The sequence below is a fragment of the Streptomyces sp. ICN903 genome (assembly GCF_022015835.1).
GTDB classification, from domain to species: Bacteria; Actinomycetota; Actinomycetes; order Streptomycetales; family Streptomycetaceae; genus Streptomyces; species Streptomyces fenghuangensis.
This window is the reverse complement of the sequence record NZ_JAKMAY010000030.1, coordinates 1-18,465: the sequence shown is the minus strand read 5'-3', so window position 1 is coordinate 18,465 and position 18,465 is coordinate 1. Positions and strand designations below refer to the sequence as shown.

General features: G+C 73.8%; 15 protein-coding genes. 1 reads left to right on the top strand and 14 read right to left on the bottom strand.

Annotation, left to right across the window (positions count from 1 at the left end; genetic code table 11):
- Positions 1 to 14: 14 nt before the first annotated feature.
- The 5 genes from ftsY to L7D48_RS05375 form a co-directional block, all read right to left on the bottom strand.
- Complete coding sequence (ftsY, locus tag L7D48_RS05395; RefSeq protein WP_206349021.1) at positions 15 to 1,256, bottom strand: signal recognition particle-docking protein FtsY; 1,242 nt, start codon at positions 1,254 to 1,256, stop codon at positions 15 to 17.
- 197 nt (positions 1,257 to 1,453) lie between these two features.
- Entirely contained in the window at positions 1,454 to 2,887 is a 1,434-nt protein-coding gene (locus L7D48_RS05390; RefSeq protein ID WP_237877724.1) for a sugar porter family MFS transporter, read from the bottom strand.
- A 248-nt stretch (positions 2,888 to 3,135) separates the two neighbouring features.
- On the bottom strand, positions 3,136 to 6,702 hold the full coding sequence (gene smc, locus L7D48_RS05385; RefSeq protein ID WP_237877723.1) for a chromosome segregation protein SMC: 3,567 nt from the start codon (positions 6,700 to 6,702) through the stop codon (positions 3,136 to 3,138).
- 178 nt (positions 6,703 to 6,880) lie between these two features.
- Positions 6,881 to 7,090 (bottom strand): hypothetical protein, encoded by a 210-nt coding sequence (locus L7D48_RS05380; protein ID WP_093662111.1) that lies wholly within the window; start codon positions 7,088 to 7,090, stop codon positions 6,881 to 6,883.
- A 283-nt stretch (positions 7,091 to 7,373) separates the two neighbouring features.
- The gene (locus L7D48_RS05375; RefSeq protein ID WP_237877722.1) at positions 7,374 to 7,691 is read right to left on the bottom strand and encodes an acylphosphatase; all 318 of its coding nucleotides are present in this window, start codon (positions 7,689 to 7,691) and stop codon (positions 7,374 to 7,376) included.
- A gap of 170 nt (positions 7,692 to 7,861) precedes the next feature.
- Between L7D48_RS05375 and L7D48_RS05370 the strand changes: the two genes are divergently transcribed.
- Complete coding sequence (locus L7D48_RS05370; RefSeq protein ID WP_237877721.1) at positions 7,862 to 8,806, top strand: CAP domain-containing protein; 945 nt, start codon at positions 7,862 to 7,864, stop codon at positions 8,804 to 8,806.
- A 49-nt stretch (positions 8,807 to 8,855) separates the two neighbouring features.
- Here L7D48_RS05370 and mutM read toward each other — a convergent pair whose 3' ends face one another.
- The 9 genes from mutM to L7D48_RS05325 all read right to left on the bottom strand — a co-directional run bounded on the left by mutM (position 8,856) and on the right by L7D48_RS05325 (position 18,366).
- On the bottom strand, positions 8,856 to 9,716 hold the full coding sequence (mutM, locus tag L7D48_RS05365) for a bifunctional DNA-formamidopyrimidine glycosylase/DNA-(apurinic or apyrimidinic site) lyase (protein WP_237877720.1): 861 nt from the start codon (positions 9,714 to 9,716) through the stop codon (positions 8,856 to 8,858).
- Positions 9,717 to 9,846: 130 nt separating this feature from the next.
- On the bottom strand, positions 9,847 to 10,647 hold the full coding sequence (gene rnc / locus L7D48_RS05360) for a ribonuclease III (RefSeq protein ID WP_237877719.1): 801 nt from the start codon (positions 10,645 to 10,647) through the stop codon (positions 9,847 to 9,849).
- 19 nt (positions 10,648 to 10,666) lie between these two features.
- Entirely contained in the window at positions 10,667 to 10,840 is a 174-nt protein-coding gene (rpmF, locus tag L7D48_RS05355; protein WP_031508259.1) for a 50S ribosomal protein L32, read from the bottom strand.
- A 2-nt stretch (positions 10,841 to 10,842) separates the two neighbouring features.
- Entirely contained in the window at positions 10,843 to 11,502 is a 660-nt protein-coding gene (locus L7D48_RS05350; protein WP_101254524.1) for a DUF177 domain-containing protein, read from the bottom strand.
- 347 nt (positions 11,503 to 11,849) lie between these two features.
- Positions 11,850 to 13,022 carry a cell division initiation protein gene (locus L7D48_RS05345; RefSeq protein WP_237877718.1) on the bottom strand — a complete coding sequence of 391 codons (1,173 nt, stop codon included), beginning with the start codon at positions 13,020 to 13,022 and terminating at the stop codon, positions 11,850 to 11,852.
- A 112-nt stretch (positions 13,023 to 13,134) separates the two neighbouring features.
- On the bottom strand, positions 13,135 to 13,614 hold the full coding sequence (coaD, locus tag L7D48_RS05340; protein WP_206349112.1) for a pantetheine-phosphate adenylyltransferase: 480 nt from the start codon (positions 13,612 to 13,614) through the stop codon (positions 13,135 to 13,137).
- A 26-nt stretch (positions 13,615 to 13,640) separates the two neighbouring features.
- A complete protein-coding gene (gene rsmD, locus L7D48_RS05335) occupies positions 13,641 to 14,234 on the bottom strand; it encodes a 16S rRNA (guanine(966)-N(2))-methyltransferase RsmD (protein ID WP_237877717.1) in 594 nt (197 codons plus the stop codon).
- Between the two features lie 114 nt (positions 14,235 to 14,348).
- The gene (recG, locus tag L7D48_RS05330; RefSeq protein WP_237877716.1) at positions 14,349 to 16,613 is read right to left on the bottom strand and encodes an ATP-dependent DNA helicase RecG; all 2,265 of its coding nucleotides are present in this window, start codon (positions 16,611 to 16,613) and stop codon (positions 14,349 to 14,351) included.
- 67 nt (positions 16,614 to 16,680) lie between these two features.
- Positions 16,681 to 18,366, bottom strand: a complete 1,686-nt coding sequence (locus L7D48_RS05325; RefSeq protein ID WP_237877715.1) for a DAK2 domain-containing protein — start codon at positions 18,364 to 18,366, stop codon at positions 16,681 to 16,683.
- Positions 18,367 to 18,465: the final 99 nt, after the last annotated feature.

Here is an 18,465-nt window from a genome sequence, read left to right as displayed (position 1 = left end):
GTGTCCCCGGTGCGTCAGTCGCCGATCAGGGCGTCGACGAACGCCTCCGGCTCGAACGGCGCCAGGTCGTCCGCCCCCTCGCCCAGGCCCACGAGCTTGACCGGGACGTTCAGCTCGCGCTGGACGGCGATGACGATGCCGCCCTTGGCCGTGCCGTCGAGCTTGGTGAGCACGATGCCGGTGATGTCCACGACCTCGGCGAAGACCCGGGCCTGGATCAGCCCGTTCTGGCCGGTGGTGGCGTCCAGGACCAGCAGGACCTCGTCCACCGGGCCGTGCTTCTCCACCACTCGCTTGACCTTGCCCAGCTCGTCCATCAGGCCGGTCTTGGTGTGCAGCCGTCCCGCGGTGTCGATGAGCACCACGTCCGCGCTCTCGCCGATGCCCTCCTTGACCGCGTCGAAGGCGACCGAGGCCGGGTCGCCGCCCTCGGGGCCGCGTACGGTGCGGGCGCCGACGCGCTCGCCCCAGGTCTGGAGCTGGTCGGCGGCGGCGGCGCGGAAGGTGTCGGCGGCACCGAGCACGACCGACCTGCCGTCGGCGACCAGGACACGGGCGAGCTTGCCGGTGGTGGTGGTCTTGCCGGTGCCGTTGACGCCGACGACCAGCACCACGCCCGGCCGCACCACGCCCTCGGAGGACACGCCGCCCTCGGTGTGGACGGTGCGGTCCAGGTCGGTGCCGATCAGGGCCAGCAGCTCCTCGCGCAGCAGCGCGCGCAGCTCGGCGGGGGTGCGGGTGCCCAGCACCCTCACCCGCTCGCGCAGCCGCTCGACCAGCTCCTGGGTGGGGGCGACGCCGACGTCGGCGGTGAGCAGGGTGTCCTCGATCTCCTCCCAGGTGTCCTCGTCGAGGTGGTCGCGGGAGAGGAGGGTGAGCAGACCGCGGCCCAGGGTGTTCTGGGACCGCGACAGGCGCTCGCGCAGCCGCACCAGGCGTCCGGCGGTGGGCGCGGGCACCTCGATCTCGGGGGCCTCCGGCTGCGGGGGCGCGGGGGGCGCCGCCGCCTCGGCGTCCGTCGCCCCGACCGGGGGCTGCGGCAGCTCGACCTCTTCGATGGTGCGGCGTTCCTCCGCGCGGGGAGGCCCGGCCTCCTCGCCGACCTGCGGTTCGGTCGGGGGCGCGGTGATGGTCGGGGGCGGTGCGGAGCGGTCCAGCCGTGGCGTCTTCTTCCTGCGGACGCCGGTGACCACCAGTCCGCCGATCGCCACGACGGCGACCACGGCGATGACGACAACGAGAATGAGGATGTCCATGGTTCCCTAGAGAGTTACCTGCGTCACGGGCAGGGTCTGCCCGTGACGCAGAGCCGTTCGGGCCGGGCGAGAAGCTCCTTCGGAGCCGGAGTCACAACGCGTCCCAGTATCGGTCAAGGAAGCGGACGAGCGCCGTTCCGGCCCGTGGGCGGGCCGGAACGGCGCTCGTCGCCGCGAGGGCGGGGCCGGGGGGCGGGTCAGCCCATCTCCTCCAGTGCCCTGCCCTTGGTCTCCGGCACGAACTTCAGGACGAACGGGATCGACAGGGCCGCGAAGACGGTGTAGATGACGTACGCGCCCGACAGGTTCCAGTCCGACAGGCTCGGGAAGGTGACGGTGATCAGCCAGTTCGCCACCCACTGGGCTCCGGCGGCGACGCCGAGGGCGGCGGCGCGGATGCGGTTGGGGAACATCTCGCCGAGCATCACCCAGACCACCACGCCCCAGGAGAGGGCGAAGAAGAGCACGAAGGAGTGCGCGGCGATCAGCGCGACCGTGCCCTGGGCGTCGGGCAGCGTGATGTCGTCGCCGGTACCGCTCTTGAAGGAGAAGGCCCAGGCCGCGGCGCCCAGCGAGAGCGCCATGCCCGCGGAGCCGGTCAGGGCCAGCGGCCTGCGTCCGACCCGGTCCACCAGGAGCATCGCGATCACCGTGCCGACGATGTTGATGATCGAGGTGGTGAAGGAGTAGAAGAACGAGCTGCCGGGGTCGATGCCGACCGACTGCCACAGCGAGGCGCTGTAGTAGAAGATCACGTTGATGCCGACCAGCTGCTGGAACAGCGACAGGCCGATGCCCACCCAGACGATCGGCAGCAGGCCGAAGCGCCCTCCCAGCAGGTCGCGCGGGCTCGGCCTGCGCTCGCCGCGCATGCGCTCGCGGATCTCGGCGATCCGGGCGTCCAGGTCGCTCCCCTGAGCCTCGACGCCCGCGAGGACGGCCCTGGCCTCGTCCGTGCGCCCCTGGGCGACGAGGTGGCGCGGGGACTCGGGTATGCGCAGGGTCAGCAGTCCGTACAGCAGGGCGGGGACGAGCTCGATGCCGAGCATGAGCTGCCAGGCCTCCACGCCCAGCAGGCTGCCGCGCTGCTCGCCGCCGGCGAGGTTGAGCACGCCCCAGTTGACCAGCTGGGAGACGGCGATGCCCAGCACGATCGCGGCCTGCTGGAAGGAGGCGAGCCGGCCGCGGTACTCGGCCGGGGCCACCTCGGCGATGTAGGCGGGCGCGATCACCGAGGCCATGCCGATGGCGACGCCGCCCAGGGTCCGCCAGAAGGCCAGGTCCCACATGGTGAAGGGAAGCATGGAGCCGACGGCGCTGAGGGCGAAGAGCCCCGCGGCGATCTGCATCACCCGGATGCGGCCGAGCCGGTCGGCGAGCCGGCCCGCGGTGGCGGCGCCGATCGCGGCGCCGATCAGGGCGGCGGCGATGATCTGCGCGAGCACGCCGGAGGCGACGTCGAATCTGCCCCGGATGCCCTCGACCGCACCGTTGATGACGGAGCTGTCGTAGCCGAAGAGGAAGCCTCCCATCGCCGCCGCGGCGGCGATGAAGACGACGTGTCTGAGGTGCTGCTGCCGTCCGGCCGGGGCGCCCGGTCCGTCCGGCCTCACCTGCGCGGTGCTGGTCACGTTGTGTACTCCTGCGATCCCCGGCGGCGGTGCCGGGTGGGGTGCCAAGTGGTTGCCGCCTTTTACCCGGCACGCGCAATCGCATGCCGCCGTTTGAAGGCATGGCCGACCATGCAGAGACTATTCCTTCAAAAGTTGAAGTCAATAGAGGAGAGGAACCTGAAGCAGGCTCAGGATGTAACGTTTCCCGTTCGAGAAGTGAAGCAGGAGTGAAGGGCCAGAGGTATCCCGCCCCTCACCGGGAAAGCTCAGCGGAGCCGCTGGCTGATGACCTTGGACACCCCGTCGCCCTGCATCGAGACGCCGTAGAGGGCGTCGGCGACCTCCATGGTCCGCTTCTGGTGGGTGATCACGATGAGCTGGGAACTCTCCTGGAGCTCCCTCATGATCCCGATCAGCCGCTGGAGGTTGGTGTCGTCCAGCGCGGCCTCGACCTCGTCCATGACGTAGAACGGGCTGGGCCGGGCTTTGAAGATCGACACCAGCAGCGCCACGGCCGTCAGCGAACGTTCGCCTCCCGACAGCAGCGACAGCCGCTTGACCTTCTTCCCCGGCGGCCGGGCCTCGACGTCCACCCCCGTGGTGAGCATGTTCTCCGGGTCGGTGAGGACCAGCCGCCCCTCACCGCCGGGGAACAGCCGGGAGAAGACGCCCTCGAACTCCCGGGCGGTGTCGCGGTACGCCTCGGTGAAGACCTGCTCGACCCGCTCGTCGACCTCCCTGACCACCTGCAGCAGGTCCGCGCGGGTCTTCTTCAGGTCCTCCAGCTGCTCGCTGAGGAAGCGGTGCCGCTCCTCCAGGGCCGCGAACTCCTCCAGCGCCAGCGGGTTCACCTTGCCCAGCTGCCGGTACGCCCGCTCGGCCGCCTGCAGCCGCTTCTCCTGCTCGGCGCGGACGAAGGGGACCGGGCGGTTGCGCGGGTGACCGGGATCCTCGGGCAGCTCCTCCCCCTCGGCCGGCGGCGACGGCGGCACCGGCTGGTCGGGGCCGTACTCGCGGACCAGTACGGCCGGCTCCACGCCCAGCTCCTCCAGGGAGCGGGCCTCCAGCTGCTCGATCCGCAGCCTCTTCTCGGCACCCATCACCTCGCCGCGGTGCACGGAGTCGGTGAGCTTGTCCAGCTCCTCCTTCAGCTGCCGGCCCCGGTCGCGCTCGGCGGCCAGCTCTCGTTCCCGCTCGGCCTTGGCGCCGCGGGCGGCCTCCCGCTCCTCCCCGGCCCGCGCCAGCGACACCTCCACGTGCGCCAGCAACTGCCGGGCGCCGGAGGCGACGGCCGAGGCCACCTCCCGCTCGTGCCGCAGCCGGGCGCGTCGGCGCTCCGCGCGCGCCCGCGCCTCCCGTTCGGCACGCGCCGCCCGGTCCAGGGAGTCCGCTCGTCCGGCGAGCCCCTTGACCCTCTCCTCGTGGGTGCGCGCCTGGAGACGGGCCTCCATCTCCGTCTGCCGGGCGTTGGCGCCGTCGGCCGCCAGCCGGTCGCGCACCGAGGTGTCCGGCTCCTCCTCGCCCGGCTGCTCCTCGGCCGCCGCCAGCCGCCCGGCCAGTTCCTCCGCCTCCTCGCGGGCCCGCGCCAGCGCCTCCTCGGCCCTGGCCACGGCCACCGCCGCTCGCTCGGCCTCCCCCGCCGCGGCCCGCGCCTGTCCGCCCAGCCGCCCGAGACGGCCCGCGACCTGCGACCTCTCCCTGTCGGCCGCGCTGCGCCGCGCCCCCAGCTCCTCGACCCGGGCGGCGCACCCGCGTCGCCGCTCCAGGGCCCTCTCCCGCTCCTCGGCCAGCGCCTCGCAGCGGCCGTCCAGCTCGGCCAGCTCCGCGGCGGCCTCGTCCACCGAAGCCTGCACCTCCAGCAGCGACGGCGCCCCTGCGGAACCGCCCTGCGCGAAGTGGGCGCCGAGCAGATCGCCCTCGGCGGTGACGGCGGTCAGCTCAGGTCGGGCGGTCACCAGCTCCACCGCGTCCCGGAGCGCCTCGACCACCACCACGCCGCGCAGCAGCCGCCGCACGGCGGGCAGCAGGGCGTCCGGCCCCGACACCAGCTCCGCGGCCCACCGCGCACCGGGTACGTCCAGGTCCCCGGGGGCCTCCTGTGAGGGCGCGCCACCGAGCAGCAGCGCCGCACGGCCTGCGTCCTGTCCGCGCAGCAGTCGCAGGGCCTCGGCGGCCGCGGCCGGGCCGTCCACGGCCACGGCGTCCGCGGCCGGGCCGAGAGCGGCGGCGACGGGCACCTCGAAACCGGGTGTGACGGTGAGGAGTTCGGCGGCCGGGCCGAGCAGCCCGGTGAGTTCCCCGCCGGTGCCGAGCAGGGCGCCGGTGCCGTCCTTGCGGCGCAGTCCCAGGGCCAGCGCGTCACGGCGGGCGGCGGTCGCCGCGCGTTCCCGCTCGGCGGCCGACAGCGCCTCCCGGGCCGCGCTCAGCTCCGCCTCGGCCTCGGCCAGCTCCCGTCCGGCCGCCTCGTGGCCCTCGGCCAGCTCGGCGTCGTCCGCGTCCAGCCCGTCCACCTCGGCCCGCAGCGCCTCGTACTCCTCCTGGGCCGCCGCCGCGCGCTCGGCCGCCTCGTCCCGGGCGGTGGCCAGCCGGTCGATCTCGGCCTGCGCGGAGGCGGCCCGGCCGCGGGCTGCGGTGACCTGGCCGTGCAGCCGGGCCAGCCCCTCGCGGCGGTCGGCGATGGCGCGGGCGGCGTCCTTCAGCCGCCGCTCCTCGTCCGCCAGGGCTCGCTCCAACTCCGCGCGGTGGGCGACGGTGTCCTCCAGCGCCCGGCTCGCCGCCTCCAGCGCGGCCGTCAGCTCCGCCTCCTGTTCGCGGACCCGGGCCGCCTCGCGCTCCATGTCCTCCGGATCGCGCCCCCGGCGCTCCTCGACGGGCTCGGCGGACGCACTGCGGACCCGGGCGTCGGCCAGGCTCACGGTGCCGCGCACCCGCTCGGCGAGCTGCGACAGCTCGTACCAGGTCTGCTGTGCCTGCTCCAGCCGCGGGGACAGCTCCCTGACCTGCTGCTCCAGCGCGGCCTCCCGTCGCAGTACCTCCCCGAGCGCGGCCTCCACCGACTCCTTGCGCTCCTTGAGCGCGGCCTCGTCGGCGAGTTCGGCCTTCAGCGCCGCGCGCAGGGCCACCAGGTCGTCGGCCAGCAGCCGCAGCCGGGCGTCGCGCAGATCCGCCTGGATCACCGCGGCCCGGCGGGCGACGGCCGCCTGCCGCCCCAGCGGCTTGAGCTGGCGGCGCAGTTCGTCGGTGAGGTCCTGGACGCGGGCGAGGTTGGCCTGCATCGCGTCCAGCTTCCGCAGCGCCTTCTCCTTGCGCCTGCGGTGCTTGAGAACGCCGGCGGCCTCCTCGATGAAGGCCCGGCGGCCGGCCGGGTCCGCGTGCAGGACGGAGTCGAGCTGTCCCTGGCCGACGATGACGTGCATCTCACGGCCGATGCCGGAGTCCGACAGCAGCTCCTGGATGTCCAGCAGCCTGCAGGTGTCGCCGTTGATCTGGTACTCGCTGCCGCCGTTGCGGAACATGATCCGCGTGATGGTGACCTCGGTGTACTCGATGGGCAGGGCGCCGTCGGAGTTGTCGATGGTCAGGGAGACCTCGGCCCGGCCGAGCGGGGGGCGGCCGGAAGGGCCCGCCGTCCCCGCGAAGATGACGTCCTCCATCTTGCCGCCGCGCAGCGACTTGGCGCCCTGCTCGCCCATCACCCACGACAGGGCGTCCACGACGTTGGACTTGCCGGAGCCGTTGGGACCCACCACGCAGGTGATGCCCGGCTCGAAGCGCAGTGTCGTGGCCGAGGCGAAGGACTTGAACCCGCGCAGGGTCAGGCTCTTGAGGTGCACGTACCCGGACTTTACTCCCAGGTGCCCGTTTCACGGCCGAGGCGAGTTTCGCCGCTGAACGGGTGGGGCACATCACACGGTAAGCGCCACGGCTCCGGCCGGAAACGACGAAGGGACGCCGAAGCGTCCCTTGCAGTTTTCTCCAGCGGCTTGGCGCTGCGTTCCCCGGACCGGGAGGTCAGGTGAGCGCAGGCTCCGCCTTCGATACGTCGATGCTCTCCAGCAACGAGTCGCCGTGCCGTGCAGCGGCGGCCGACAGCGCGTCGTTCTCCGCCTGGATCCGTACCAGCTCGGATTCCAGGTCCTGAACACGCTGCTGCAGCCGTCGCATCTCGGCGAGGACTCGGGGGTCGGAACCGCCGACGTAACCGAGAAGCGCCTTTGCCATGATGGATGGTCCTCCACACTGAGTGACCGACCGGAACGGTGGTGGGTCGTGAGGGATTCGCACCCGCGGTTGCCGTTCGGCCTTCATTCCCAAGGCAGAACAGCTGCGGTGCGCGGGGCTTCCAGAGTCTCACCAAAAGTTTTGACGGTCAACACGATCACGCCACGAGCCCCGGCGGCCTTGACTCGACGGCACTCAATCTGCCGGAGGGCTCGCGGGGTTCCACAGGGGCGACGCTGGCCGCAGCCTTGCACGTCACGCGGGGAAAGGCAACCACTTTGGATCATCGGATCGCGAAGCCCTCGTAGCCACCGCGCGGCGGACCCCAGATCTCGGTCACCCCTTCGACCCGGCCCGGCGTATCACCCGTTCGGAGCCATTCCAGCAGCAGTTCGCAGCGATCGCGCGGCCCTTCGGCGACCACCTGGACCCGGCCGTCGCCGAGATTGAGCGCGAAGCCCTCCAGGTCACCGATCCGCAGCGCGTTGGCCCGGGTGAACCAGCGGAAACCGACCCCCTGCACCCGTCCGCGCACCCAGGCCGTCATCCGCACGGTCTCCCCGGCCGCGCCCGCGCCGGCGCCCTCCGTGTTCGTACTCATGGGCGCACGCTATCCGGACCCGCGCCGCTCCCGTGCGCCCCGCCCGCCGCCCCTCCCGCGTTTCCGCCATCCGCTCCTGCGCCTCTCAGGGATGCCGTACAGTCACGCCGCAACGGGACTCACTCTTTCGAGTGACATAAGTGACGCCGATCACGTGAGGACTGCAGCAGATGGGACGCCACCGCCGCGCCGAACCGGTTCCAGCACCGGCCCCCGTCACCTCCGCCCGCCGCGCGGCGGGCGGACGCCACCGCGGTCCGCACCGCAAGCGGGGCGCCGCCCCCGTCCGCACCGGCCTCCTCGGAGCCTCGGCCGCCATGGCGATGGGTGCCGTGGCGGTGGCCTCGGGACTGCTGCCCGGCCCGAACGGCGACTACACCGTCGGCGGGTTCGCCTCCCCCTCCGGCGTGGCCCCGGACGATCTGCGGGAACTGCGGACCCAGGGCGCGGCGACACCGGCCCCGGACGACCGCGGAGAGGATCCCGCCGCGGGCCTCGGCGACGGCCGCACCGCCTCCCCCGGCGCCGGGCCCTCGCGCGACCGGAAGCCGGAGAAGCCGGAAGCCACGCCGTCGAAGAAGCCGGCCGCGGCCGAGCCCACCCCGTCACGCGGCAGTACACCCCCCGCCGGGGAGGGCGGCGCGGGCGGCGACGCCGTCCGCGAGTCCGAAAGCCCCGGCGAGCCCTCCGCCTCCTCCCGAAAGCCCACCGCGCCCGGCCTCCCCTCCCTCGACGAGGAGACGGCCGCCGAGGCGGAGGTGCTGAGACTGGTCAACCTGGAACGGGCCGAGGCCGGCTGCCAGCCGGTCACCGCCGACCCCGAACTGGCCCAACTGGCCGAGGACTTCAGCCAGGACATGGCCACCCGGGGGTTCTTCTCCCACACCGGCCCCGACGGCGACACCCCCTGGGACCGCGCCGAGGCGGCGGGCATCGACAACCTCGGCGGCGAGAACATAGCCCGCGGCCAGGCCGACGCACAGGCGGTGATGGACGCCTGGATGGACAGCCCCGGCCACCGCGCCAACATCCTCAACTGCGACTACCGGACCCTGGGTGTGGGCGCGCACTTCGCCGAGGGCGGCCCCTGGTGGACGCAGAACTTCGGCTTCTGAGCGGTTTCCCGCCGGACGCCCGCCACCCCGTCCGGGCGGCGGGCGGTGCTCAGCGCGCCGGACGGGGCGGGCGCTGGCAGCGCGGGCAGAAGTAACTGGAGCGGTTCATCCAGGGGCTGCGGCGCATCGGCGCGGCGCATCGGCGGCAGGGCAGGCCCTCCCGGCCGTAGGCGTCCAGGGAGCGTTCGAAGTAGCCCGACTCCCCGTTGACGTTGACGTAGAGGCTGTCGAAGCTGGTGCCGCCGACGGCGAGGGCCGCGTTCATCACATCGCGGACATGGCCGAGGAGTTCGGCGGTACGCGGGCGGGTGAGGGTGGCGGTGGGGCGGTCGTAGTGCAGCCGGGAGCGCCACAGTGCCTCGTCCGCGTATATGTTGCCGACCCCGCTGATCAGGGACTGGTCGAGCAGTGCCCGCTTGAGCGTGCTGCGCCGGCGGCGCAGGGCGGTGTGGAAGGCCTCTTCGTCGAAGGCCGGGTCCAGCGGGTCGCGGGCGATGTGGGCTATGACGTCGGGCAGGCCGTCTCCCGTGGTGGCGTGCAGCGACAGTCCGCCGAAGGTGCGCTGGTCGACGAAGCGCAGCTCGGTGCCCGCGTCGTCGGCGAAGCGGACGCGGACGCGCAGGTGCTTCTCGTCGGGGGCGTCCCGGGGCTGGACGAGCAGCTGCCCGCTCATGCCGAGGTGGGCCAGGACGCACTGGCCGGTGTCCTGAAGCGGCAGCCACAGGTACTTGCCGCGGCGCCGGGGAGCGCCGATACGCGCCCCGCGCAGCCGGCCGGTGAAGTCCTCCGCCCCGGCGAGGTGGCGGCGGATCGCCCGGGGGTGAAGCACCTCGGCCCCGGCGACGGTGCGGCCGCCCACCCAGCGCTCGAGTCCGCGCCGGACGACCTCGACCTCGGGCAGCTCTGGCAATGACGGCTCCTCATCGGTGGAAATCCCGCGCCGGCGGGAGGCGGTGTGGGTCACTGGTGGAACGACGCGCCCACCCGTCCGGATTCCGGGCGGGTGGGCGTAAGGCGCGGCGGGGTGGGATCCGGACCGGTCAGGAGACCTTCTCGGCCCTTGGGCCCTCCCGCTGGTCGGCGGCGGCCCGGATGGCACGCCAGGCGGCCTCCGCCGCCTGCTGCTCGGCCTCCTTCTTGCTGCGGCCGGTGCCGGTGCCGTACGCGACACCACCGACGCGGGCGGCAGCCGTGAAGGTCTTCTCGTGGTCGGGGCCGGTCTCGGTGACCAGGTACTCCGGAACCCCCAGCCCTTCGGCCGCGGTCAGTTCCTGGAGGCTGGTCTTCCAGTCCAGCCCGGCACCGAGGTTGGAGGACTCCTCGATCAGGGGGTCGAAGAGCCGGTGCACCAGCTCGCTGGCCGCCTCCAGCCCCCGGTCGAGGTAGACCGCGCCGATCACGGCCTCCAGGGTGTCGGCGAGGATCGACGCCTTGTCCCGGCCGCCGGTGCCCTCCTCGCCCCGGCCGAGCCGGATGAAGGCGCCCAGATCGAGACCGCGGGCGACCCCGGCCAGCGCGCGGGAGTTGACCACCGCCGCGCGCAGCTTGGCGAGCTGCCCCTCGGGCAGGTCGGGATGGGTGCGGTAGAGGGTGTCGGTGACCACCAGGCCCAGCACGGAGTCCCCCAGGAACTCCAGGCGCTCGTTGGTGGGCAGGCCGCCGTTCTCGTACGCGTAGCTGCGGTGCGTCAGTGCACGCGTCAGAAGGGCGGACTCGAGCTGGTACCCGAGCCGCCCTTCCAGAAGCGTGTGGGACGATGCCGCGTCCACCAGACCCGCCCTCTGCGCCGTCTCACCCCCGTCGTTGCGGGGGAGGTCTCCGGGCGTAGTGGCGTCTGACATGGAGCCCGTCACCAGCCGATCAGACCTCGAGGACCTGGCGGCGGTTGTAGGTGCCGCAGTTCGGGCAGGCGATGTGCTGCTGACGGGGCTCCTGGCAGCGCTCGCACTTCACCAGGGTCGGGACCGCAGCCTTCCACTGCGACCGGCGGTGGCGCGTGTTGCTGCGCGACATCTTCCGCTTCGGAACAGCCACGGCTATTTCTCCTGTGGATCGTCCCCGGCAGTGCGGGGTGCGTTGTCTTCGTCCTTCTCGCCGTCCCGCATGGAGCCGGCGAGTCCTTCGAGAGCCGCCCACCGGATGTCGACGGCCTCGTTGTGGTCGTGCCCGGGGTCGTCCGCGAGTCTCGCCCCGCAGCGGGGGCAGAGTCCGGGGCAGTCCTCCTGGCACACCGGCTGCAGCGGCAGTGACAGCACCACCGCGTCGCGCAGCACGGGCTCGAGGTCGAGCAGGTCGCCCTCGAGTTGGAACGTCTCCTCGTCCTCGGCGTCGTCGCCGGTGTCCGCGAAGCGGCTCCGGTCGTCGGCGTCGGGGTAGGAGAACATCTCCTGGAAGTCCGCCTCGCATTCCTGCTCCAGCGGCTCCAGACACCTTACGCACTCCCCCTTCAGTCGCGCACGGGCGGTGCCCGTGACGAGCACCCCTTCCATGACCGACTCCAGGCGGAGGTCGAGCTCCATGGGCGAGCCCTCCGGCACCCCGATGACCTCGATGCCGAGATCCCCGGGAGCCGGGACCGTCCGGGAGAACTCCTTGAGCGCACCCGGACGGCGCCCCAGCTCGCGCGTGTCCAGCACGAGGGGGGAACGGGGGTCGAGGGGGGCGTTCAGGGCTTCCTGCTTTCTGCGGTCTGACACCGGCTGACTCCGATTCCTGCGTTCTGGGCAGCCGAACGTCGCGGGCGGACCACGACCGAATGGCCAGGATACTGGACCGGCCGCCCCGGGCCCAATCCGGGCCGACCGGACACCGGTCCGGCGTCCCGCCGGAGCGCCGGGCGACGGGGCCGGGGCGTGTTTCGAAGGCGGCGTCGTACGCCCGCAGGGCGCGCGGGGCGGCGTCAGGTGCGTGCGACGGCGAGGCGGAGGGCCGGGAGCGCAGCGTGCCGCGCCGGGGCCCGCCAGCGCGGCGTGGGGGCTCCCCCGGCCGGAGACCGGGGGAGCGTGCACGGCGCCGCCCGCGGACGGGACTTTCGGAACACGCCCTAGCGGCCCTGCTCGTACTGCCGCAGCTGCTCCATGTCGATCATGCTGGTGTCGAAGAAGCTGGTCTCGTCGAGCGCCGCGGGCTGCTGTACCTGCTGCGGCTGGTAGGCGGGCTGCGGCGGGGACTGCTGCTGATAGGCGTACGGATCCTGCTGCGGCTGCCCGTACTCCTGCGAGTAGCCCTCCTGCGGATAGCCGTAACCGCCCTGCTGCGCCTGTTGCGGCTGGTAGGCGGGCTGCGGCGGGGACTGCTGCCGATAGGCGTACGGATCCTGCTGCGGCTGCCCGTACTCCTGCGAGTAGCCCTCCTGCGGATAGCCGTAACCGCCCTGCTGATAGGCGTACGGATCCTGCTGCGGCTGCTGCGGCTCGTACGCGGGCTGCTGCGGCGCCTGCGCGGGGGCCTGCGGCGCCTGCCGGGGCGACTGCGGCTGCGGCTGCTGCGGCTCGTGGGAGACGGCGGCGAGGTCCGCGAGGTAGTCGGCGTCGCTCTGCTGCCCGTGCTCGTCCTGGGCTGCCAGGTGGGCGCCCAGCTCGTCGATGGGCCGGTGGCCGGTGAGCTTCTGCCGGCCGCGCCCGACCGCCTCCAGGGTCTTGGACAGCACCGCCTCGAAGGCCCGGAACTGTGCCTCCACATAGGCGTCGGCGCGCCCCCGCAGCTCGGCGGGGTCGGCGGAGCGCTCCGGGATGTCCTCGCCGCCCTCTTCGCCGTAGGGGTCGGCGCCCGGGCCCCGGCCCAGCAGCTTCTCCCGTCCGCGGTCGACCGAGCCTATGGTCTTGCTGAGGACGACCTCGAAGTTGGCGAGCTTGCTGTCGACGTAGTCGTCGGCCTCGGCCCGGATCCCCTCGGCCTCCTGACGCGCCTGGGCGAGGATGCGGTCGGCCTCCTCCTGCGCACGGCGGGCGATCTCGGTGCCGGAGACCAGCGAGCCGCGTTCGGCCTGCGCGGAGTCGATGATCCGCTGGGCCTCCTGCCGGGCCTCGGCGATCATCTGCTCCCGGTCGCCGATCAGCTCCTGGGCCTGGGCGAGCGAGCCCGGCAGCGCCTGCCGCACCTCCTCCAGCATCCCCAGCAGCTCCGCGCGGTTGACCACGCAGGAGGCCGACATGGGCATGGAGCGGGCGCCTTCGACCGCCGCGACGATGTCGTCGAGTTTCTGCTGTACGTCCACGGGAGCGACTGTACGGGCAGCGGCCGCCGGTGCGACAGCGGATGCGGGAACCGGTCCGGCCCGGACCCGTCCGCTCCCCGGAACCGGCCGGGCGGCGGGGCGGCCGGATGCGTCAGGGGTGGGACAGCCGCTCGCGCAGGGCCTGGAGCACCTGTGGCGGCACCAGGTGGGAGACGTCGCCGCCCCAGGCCGCGACCTCCTTGACCAGGCTGGAGGAGAGGAAGCTGTAGGTCGGGTTGGTGGGCACGAACAGCGTCTCCACCCCGGACAGCCCGTTGTTCATCTGGGCCATCTGCAGCTCGTAGTCGAAGTCGCTGACCGCCCGCAGGCCCTTGACGATGGCCGGGATGTCGCGCTGCTTGCAGAAGTCCACCAGCAGTCCGTGGAAGGCCTCCACGCGCACGTTGCCGTACTCGGCGGTGACCTGGTGGATCAGGTCGATGCGCTCCTCGACGGCGAAGAGGCCCTGCTTGGACTTGTTGATCATCACCGCGACGTACACCTCGTCGTAGAGCCTGGAGGCGCGGGAGATGATGTCGAGGTGTCCGTTGGTGATGGGGTCGAAGGACCCCGGACAGACGGCGCGGCGCACTGGCGTTTCCTCGCTCTCCGTACGGGTCATGACGCGTCGGTGACCTCTTCGGCTTCTTCGGCGGCGCGACCGTACCAGAGCGTTCCCTCGCCGTAGCGACGCGACCGCAGCCCCTCGAAACCGGCGGGCCAGCGGAATTCGCCGCCCCTGGTGCTCCGTTCCACGGTGGCGAGGGCGCCGCCCGCGAGCCACCCCCGGGCACGGAGTGTGAGAAGGATCTCGCGCAACTCCTCGTCCCCGACGGCGTACGGCGGGTCGAGGAACACCACGTCGTACGGCTTCGCGGGGGCCTGCGCGCGTACCGTCTGCTCCGCCCGGCCGGCGTGCACCTCGGCGCCGGGCAGGCCGAGGCCGCGGACGTTCTGGCGGATGGTGCGCACGGCCCGGGCGTCGGACTCGACCAGCAGGGCGTGGGCCGCGCCGCGCGAGAGGGCCTCCAGGCCGACCGCGCCCGAGCCCCCGTACAGGTCGAGCACCCGCAGGCCCGTCAGCGGGCCGAGCAGCGACTCCCAGGTGGAGAACAGCCCCTCGCGCGCCCGGTCGGAGGTCGGGCGGGTGCCCTGGCCGGGCGGCACCGCCAGGCGTCGTCCGCCGGCCGCTCCGGCGATCACGCGGGTCATCGCTTAACCGTCTCCAGGGTGCTGGGGCAGGGGTTGGTGGGGCGGCGGTCCGCCGGACCGCCGCCCCACCACGATAGGCGCGCGGCGGACGGACGGCGGGCCCGCCCGTCCCCGTCAGCCCTTCTCCAGGTACTCCTCGCGCTCGGCGTCCAGCAGGGCCTCCAGGGCCGCGCGCAGCTCCGGCAGGCGCTCCAGCTCGGGGTCGGCGGCGACGATCCGCGTCGCCTTCTCCCGGGCGGCCGCGATGACCTCCTCGTCGTCGATGACGGCGAGCATCCGCAGGGAGGAGCGGGTGCCGGACTGCGCCTGGCCCAGCACGTCGCCCTCCCGGCGCTGCTCCAGGTCGATGCGGGACAGCTCGAAGCCGTCCAGCGTCGCGGCGACCGCTCCCAGCCTGGCGCGGGCGGGGCTGCCCTCGGGGGCCTCGCTGACCAGCAGGCACAACCCCGGCGCGCTGCCGCGCCCGACCCGGCCGCGCAGCTGGTGGAGCTGGGAGACGCCGAAGCGGTCCGCGTCCATGATCACCATCACGGTGGCGTTCGGCACGTTCACCCCGACCTCGATGACGGTCGTGGCGACCAGGACGTCCAGCTCGCCCGCGGCGAAGCGGCGCATCACCTCGTCCTTGGCGTCCGGCTGCATCCGGCCGTGCAGCGCGGCCACCCGCAGGCCCTTGAGCGGCCCTTCGGCGAGCTGCCCGGCCACGTCGAGCACGGCCAGCGGCGGGCGGCGCTCGTCCGCGCCGTCGGCGCCCCCGTCGTCCTCGCCGCCCGCGCGGTCCCCGCCGCCGCCCCGCCGGGCGCCGGGGGGCTCCTCCTCGTCGCCGATGCGCGGGCAGACCACGTAGGCCTGGTGTCCGGCCGACACCTCCTCGCGCACCCGCTCCCAGGCGCGGGCGAGGAAGTGGGGTTTCTCGGCGGCGGGTACGACGTGGCTGGCGATGGGCGAGCGCCCGGCCGGGAGCTGGTCCAGCACGGAGGTCTCCAGGTCGCCGAAGACCGTCATGGCGACCGTGCGCGGGATGGGTGTGGCGGTCATCACCAGCAGGTGCGGGGGCTGCTTGCCCTTGGAGCGCAGGGCGTCGCGCTGCTCGACGCCGAAGCGGTGCTGCTCGTCGACCACGACCAGGCCCAGGTCGTGGAAGCCCACCTTGTCCTCGATCAGGGCGTGGGTGCCGATGACGATCCCGGCCTCGCCGGTGGCCAGGTCGAGCAGGGCCCGGCGGCGGGCGGCGGCCCCCATCGAGCCGGTGAGCAGCACGACCTTGGTGGCGTGCTCGGCGCTGCCGAGCATCCCCCCCTGGGCCAGTTCGCCCATCATCTCGGTGATCGAGCGGTGGTGCTGCTGGGCCAGCACCTCGGTGGGGGCGAGCATCGCGGCCTGCCCGCCGGCGTCCACCACCGCGAGCATGGCGCGCAGCGCCACCAGTGTCTTGCCGGAGCCGACCTCGCCCTGGAGGAGGCGGTGCATGGGGTGCTCGGTGGCCAGGTCGTCGAAGATCTCCCGGCTGACGGCCCGCTGGCCGTCGGTGAGGGTGAAGGGCAGCCGGGCGTCGAAGGCGTCCAGCAGCCCGCCCTCGCGCGGCCTGCGCGCCACGGCCTGCAACTGGCCCTCGGCCAGGCGGCGGCGGGCCAGGGCGACCTGGAGGACGAACGCCTCGTCCCACTTCAGCCGGGCCCTCGCCAGCTCCACGTCGGCCTTGGTGCGCGGCCGGTGGACCTTCTCCAGCGCCTCGGGCAGCGTGGGCAGGCCGCGCTCGGCGCGCAGGGCGGCGGGCAGCGGGTCGGCGACGCCCGCCCAGCCGGTGGCCAGCAGGGAGTCCACCACCGTGGCGACGGCCTTGGCGATCTTCCACGACTCCAGCTGCTTGCACGCCGGGTAGATCGGCATGAGCCTGCCGGCGAAGGCGTCCACCGCCTCCGCTCCGCTGTCGGCGCCCAGCAGTTCGTAGGCGGGGTGGGAGAGCTGGAGCTTCCGGTTGAACACACCGACCTTGCCCGCGAACATCCCCCGGCGGCCGGGCAGCAGCTCCTTGTGGTGGTGGTGGACGGCCCTGCCGAAGAAGACCAGCTGGAGGCGGCCGCTGCCGTCGGTGAGGGTGACCTCCAGGCGCTTGCCGCGGCCCTGGTTGAAGGTGAGCACCCGGGAGTCGGCGACCTGGGCGACGACGGTGACGTGCTCGTCCAGCGGCAGGTCGGCGAGCCGGGTCAGCTCGCCGCGCTCGGCGTACCGCCGCGGGTAGTGGTGCAGCAGGTCGCCGACGGTGCGCAGGCCGAGGTGCTCGGCCATCACCTTCGCGGTGGTGCCGCCGAGCACCTTTCTCAGCGGTTCCGTCAGGGGGTCTTGCGTGTTCTCTTCCAACGCGGGCACGCCCCCCATTGCACACCACGCCGCCGACAGTGCGGGCCGCGCGACCCGCCCGCCCCGCTCACCGCGCCCGCCCCGCTCACTCCACGCCGATCAGCAGCGGGCCGCTCTGCCGACCCTCGTGGACGAGGGTGTCGACGGCCAGGTGGTTGCGGCGCACATGGTCCTCCAGGTACTCGGCCAGGCCTTCGGGCGCGCCCGCGCCGATCACCAGGGTCACCAGCTCGCCGCCCGCCGAGAGCATCCGGTCCAGTACGGCCGCGGCCACGTCCGCCGCCTGCGCGCCGATCAGCGCCACGTCCCCCTCGATCAGGCCGAGGACGTCCCCGGCCTGGCAGACGCCCGCGGTGGTCCATGCCTGCCGTTCGGCGACGCACAGCTCCCCGTACCGGGTGGCTCCGGCCGCGGAGGTCATGGCGACGACGTCCTCGTCGAAGCGGCGGCCGGGCTCGTGCACGGCGAGCGCGGCGATGCCCTGTACCGGGGAGCGGGTGGGGATGATGGCGACCCTCAGCCCCTTGGCGCGGGCCTGTTCGGCGGCCGCGGCGGCGGTGTGCCGCAGTTCGGGGTCGTTGGGCAGCAGGACCGCCTCGGGTGCTCCCGTCCGCAGCAGCGCCTGCGCCAGCTCCCCGCTGGCGGGCGGCTCCCCGGGGCGCGCGGTGACGGTGGTGGCGCCCGCCGCGGCGCACAGTTCGGCCAGTCCGTCGCCGGGCACCACCGCGACCACGGCGCGGTGGGCGGCACGGCCGGGGGCGTGCGCGGGCGTACGGTCTGTGCGCCGGTCGCCGCCCTGGACGCCGAAGTGCGTGACCCGGATGCGGAAGGGGCGGCCGGCCTCGATCCCGGCCTCCACCGCCGCGCCGGCGTCGTCCACATGGACGTGGACGTTCCACAGCCCGTCGCCGCCGACCACCACCAGGGAGTCTCCCAGCGCGTCGAGCCGGGTGCGCAGGGCGGCCACGGCGTCGTCCCCGGCCTCCAGCAGGTAGACGACCTCGTAGGCCGGGCCGGGCCGTTCCTTCGGTGCCTCGCAGCCCCCGTCGGCCGGATCCGGGGACGGGTCCGCGGGCGGGGTCGGGCCGGGCGTTCCGGTCCGCTCGGCGGACGGAGCCTCGGGCCGCTCCCCGGAGAGCACGGCCACCAGCGCGCCCAGCACGGTGACCAGGCCGTAGCCGCCCGCGTCCACCACGCCCGCGCGGGAGAGCGCCGGGAGCTGCCCGGGGGTGGCCTCCAGGGCCGTGCGGGCCGCGGACCAGGCGGCGCGGGCCACCGCGGCGCAGTCCCCGGCGGTGTCCGCCGCCGCGCCGGCCGCCGCCGCGGCCACGGTGAGCACGGTGCCCTCCACCGGGTGCGCGACCGCGGCCCGGGCCGCGGTCGCGGCACGCGCCAGGGCGCGCCGCAGCGGTTCCCCGTCGTCCCCGGCGCTCTCGTCCTGCCCGCCGCTTCCGCTGTTCTCGGCCTCGGCTATCTCCTCGGCCATGCCGCGCAGCAGCTGCGCCAGGATCGTCCCGGAGTTGCCGCGTGCGCCGATCAGCGCGCCGTGCGCCATGGCCCGCACCGCCTGGGCCGGGGTGGGTTCCCCCGCGCAGGCGGCCTCGACGGCCCGGGCGGCGGACTCCGCGGTCAGGTAGAGGTTGGTGCCGGTGTCGGCGTCCGCGACCGGGTAGACGTTGATCGCGTCGATGGTCTCGCGGGCGCGGCCCAGCGCGTCGAGCGCCTGGGCGCTCCACTCCCGTACCGCGGCGGCGTCGAGCGGATGCGGCACGGACGGGCCTCCTGAGGGCTTGCGGCCGGACGGCCGGGAAGGACATCTGCGACGGGCGAAGGCTAGTGCCCGGCACGTTCCGCGACCGGGGGTGGGGCC

Coding starts and splice junctions, on each gene's coding strand:
- ftsY (WP_206349021.1), bottom strand. CDS start 1,256: ATGGACATCCTCATTCTCGTTGTCGTCATCGCCGTGGTCGCCGTCGTG.
- L7D48_RS05380 (WP_093662111.1), bottom strand. CDS start 7,090: ATGGCAAAGGCGCTTCTCGGTTACGTCGGCGGTTCCGACCCCCGAGTC.
- L7D48_RS05375 (WP_237877722.1), bottom strand. CDS start 7,691: ATGAGTACGAACACGGAGGGCGCCGGCGCGGGCGCGGCCGGGGAGACC.
- L7D48_RS05370 (WP_237877721.1), top strand. CDS start 7,862: ATGGGACGCCACCGCCGCGCCGAACCGGTTCCAGCACCGGCCCCCGTC.
- rnc (WP_237877719.1), bottom strand. CDS start 10,647: ATGTCAGACGCCACTACGCCCGGAGACCTCCCCCGCAACGACGGGGGT.
- rsmD (WP_237877717.1), bottom strand. CDS start 14,234: ATGACCCGCGTGATCGCCGGAGCGGCCGGCGGACGACGCCTGGCGGTG.
- recG (WP_237877716.1), bottom strand. CDS start 16,613: ATGGGGGGCGTGCCCGCGTTGGAAGAGAACACGCAAGACCCCCTGACG.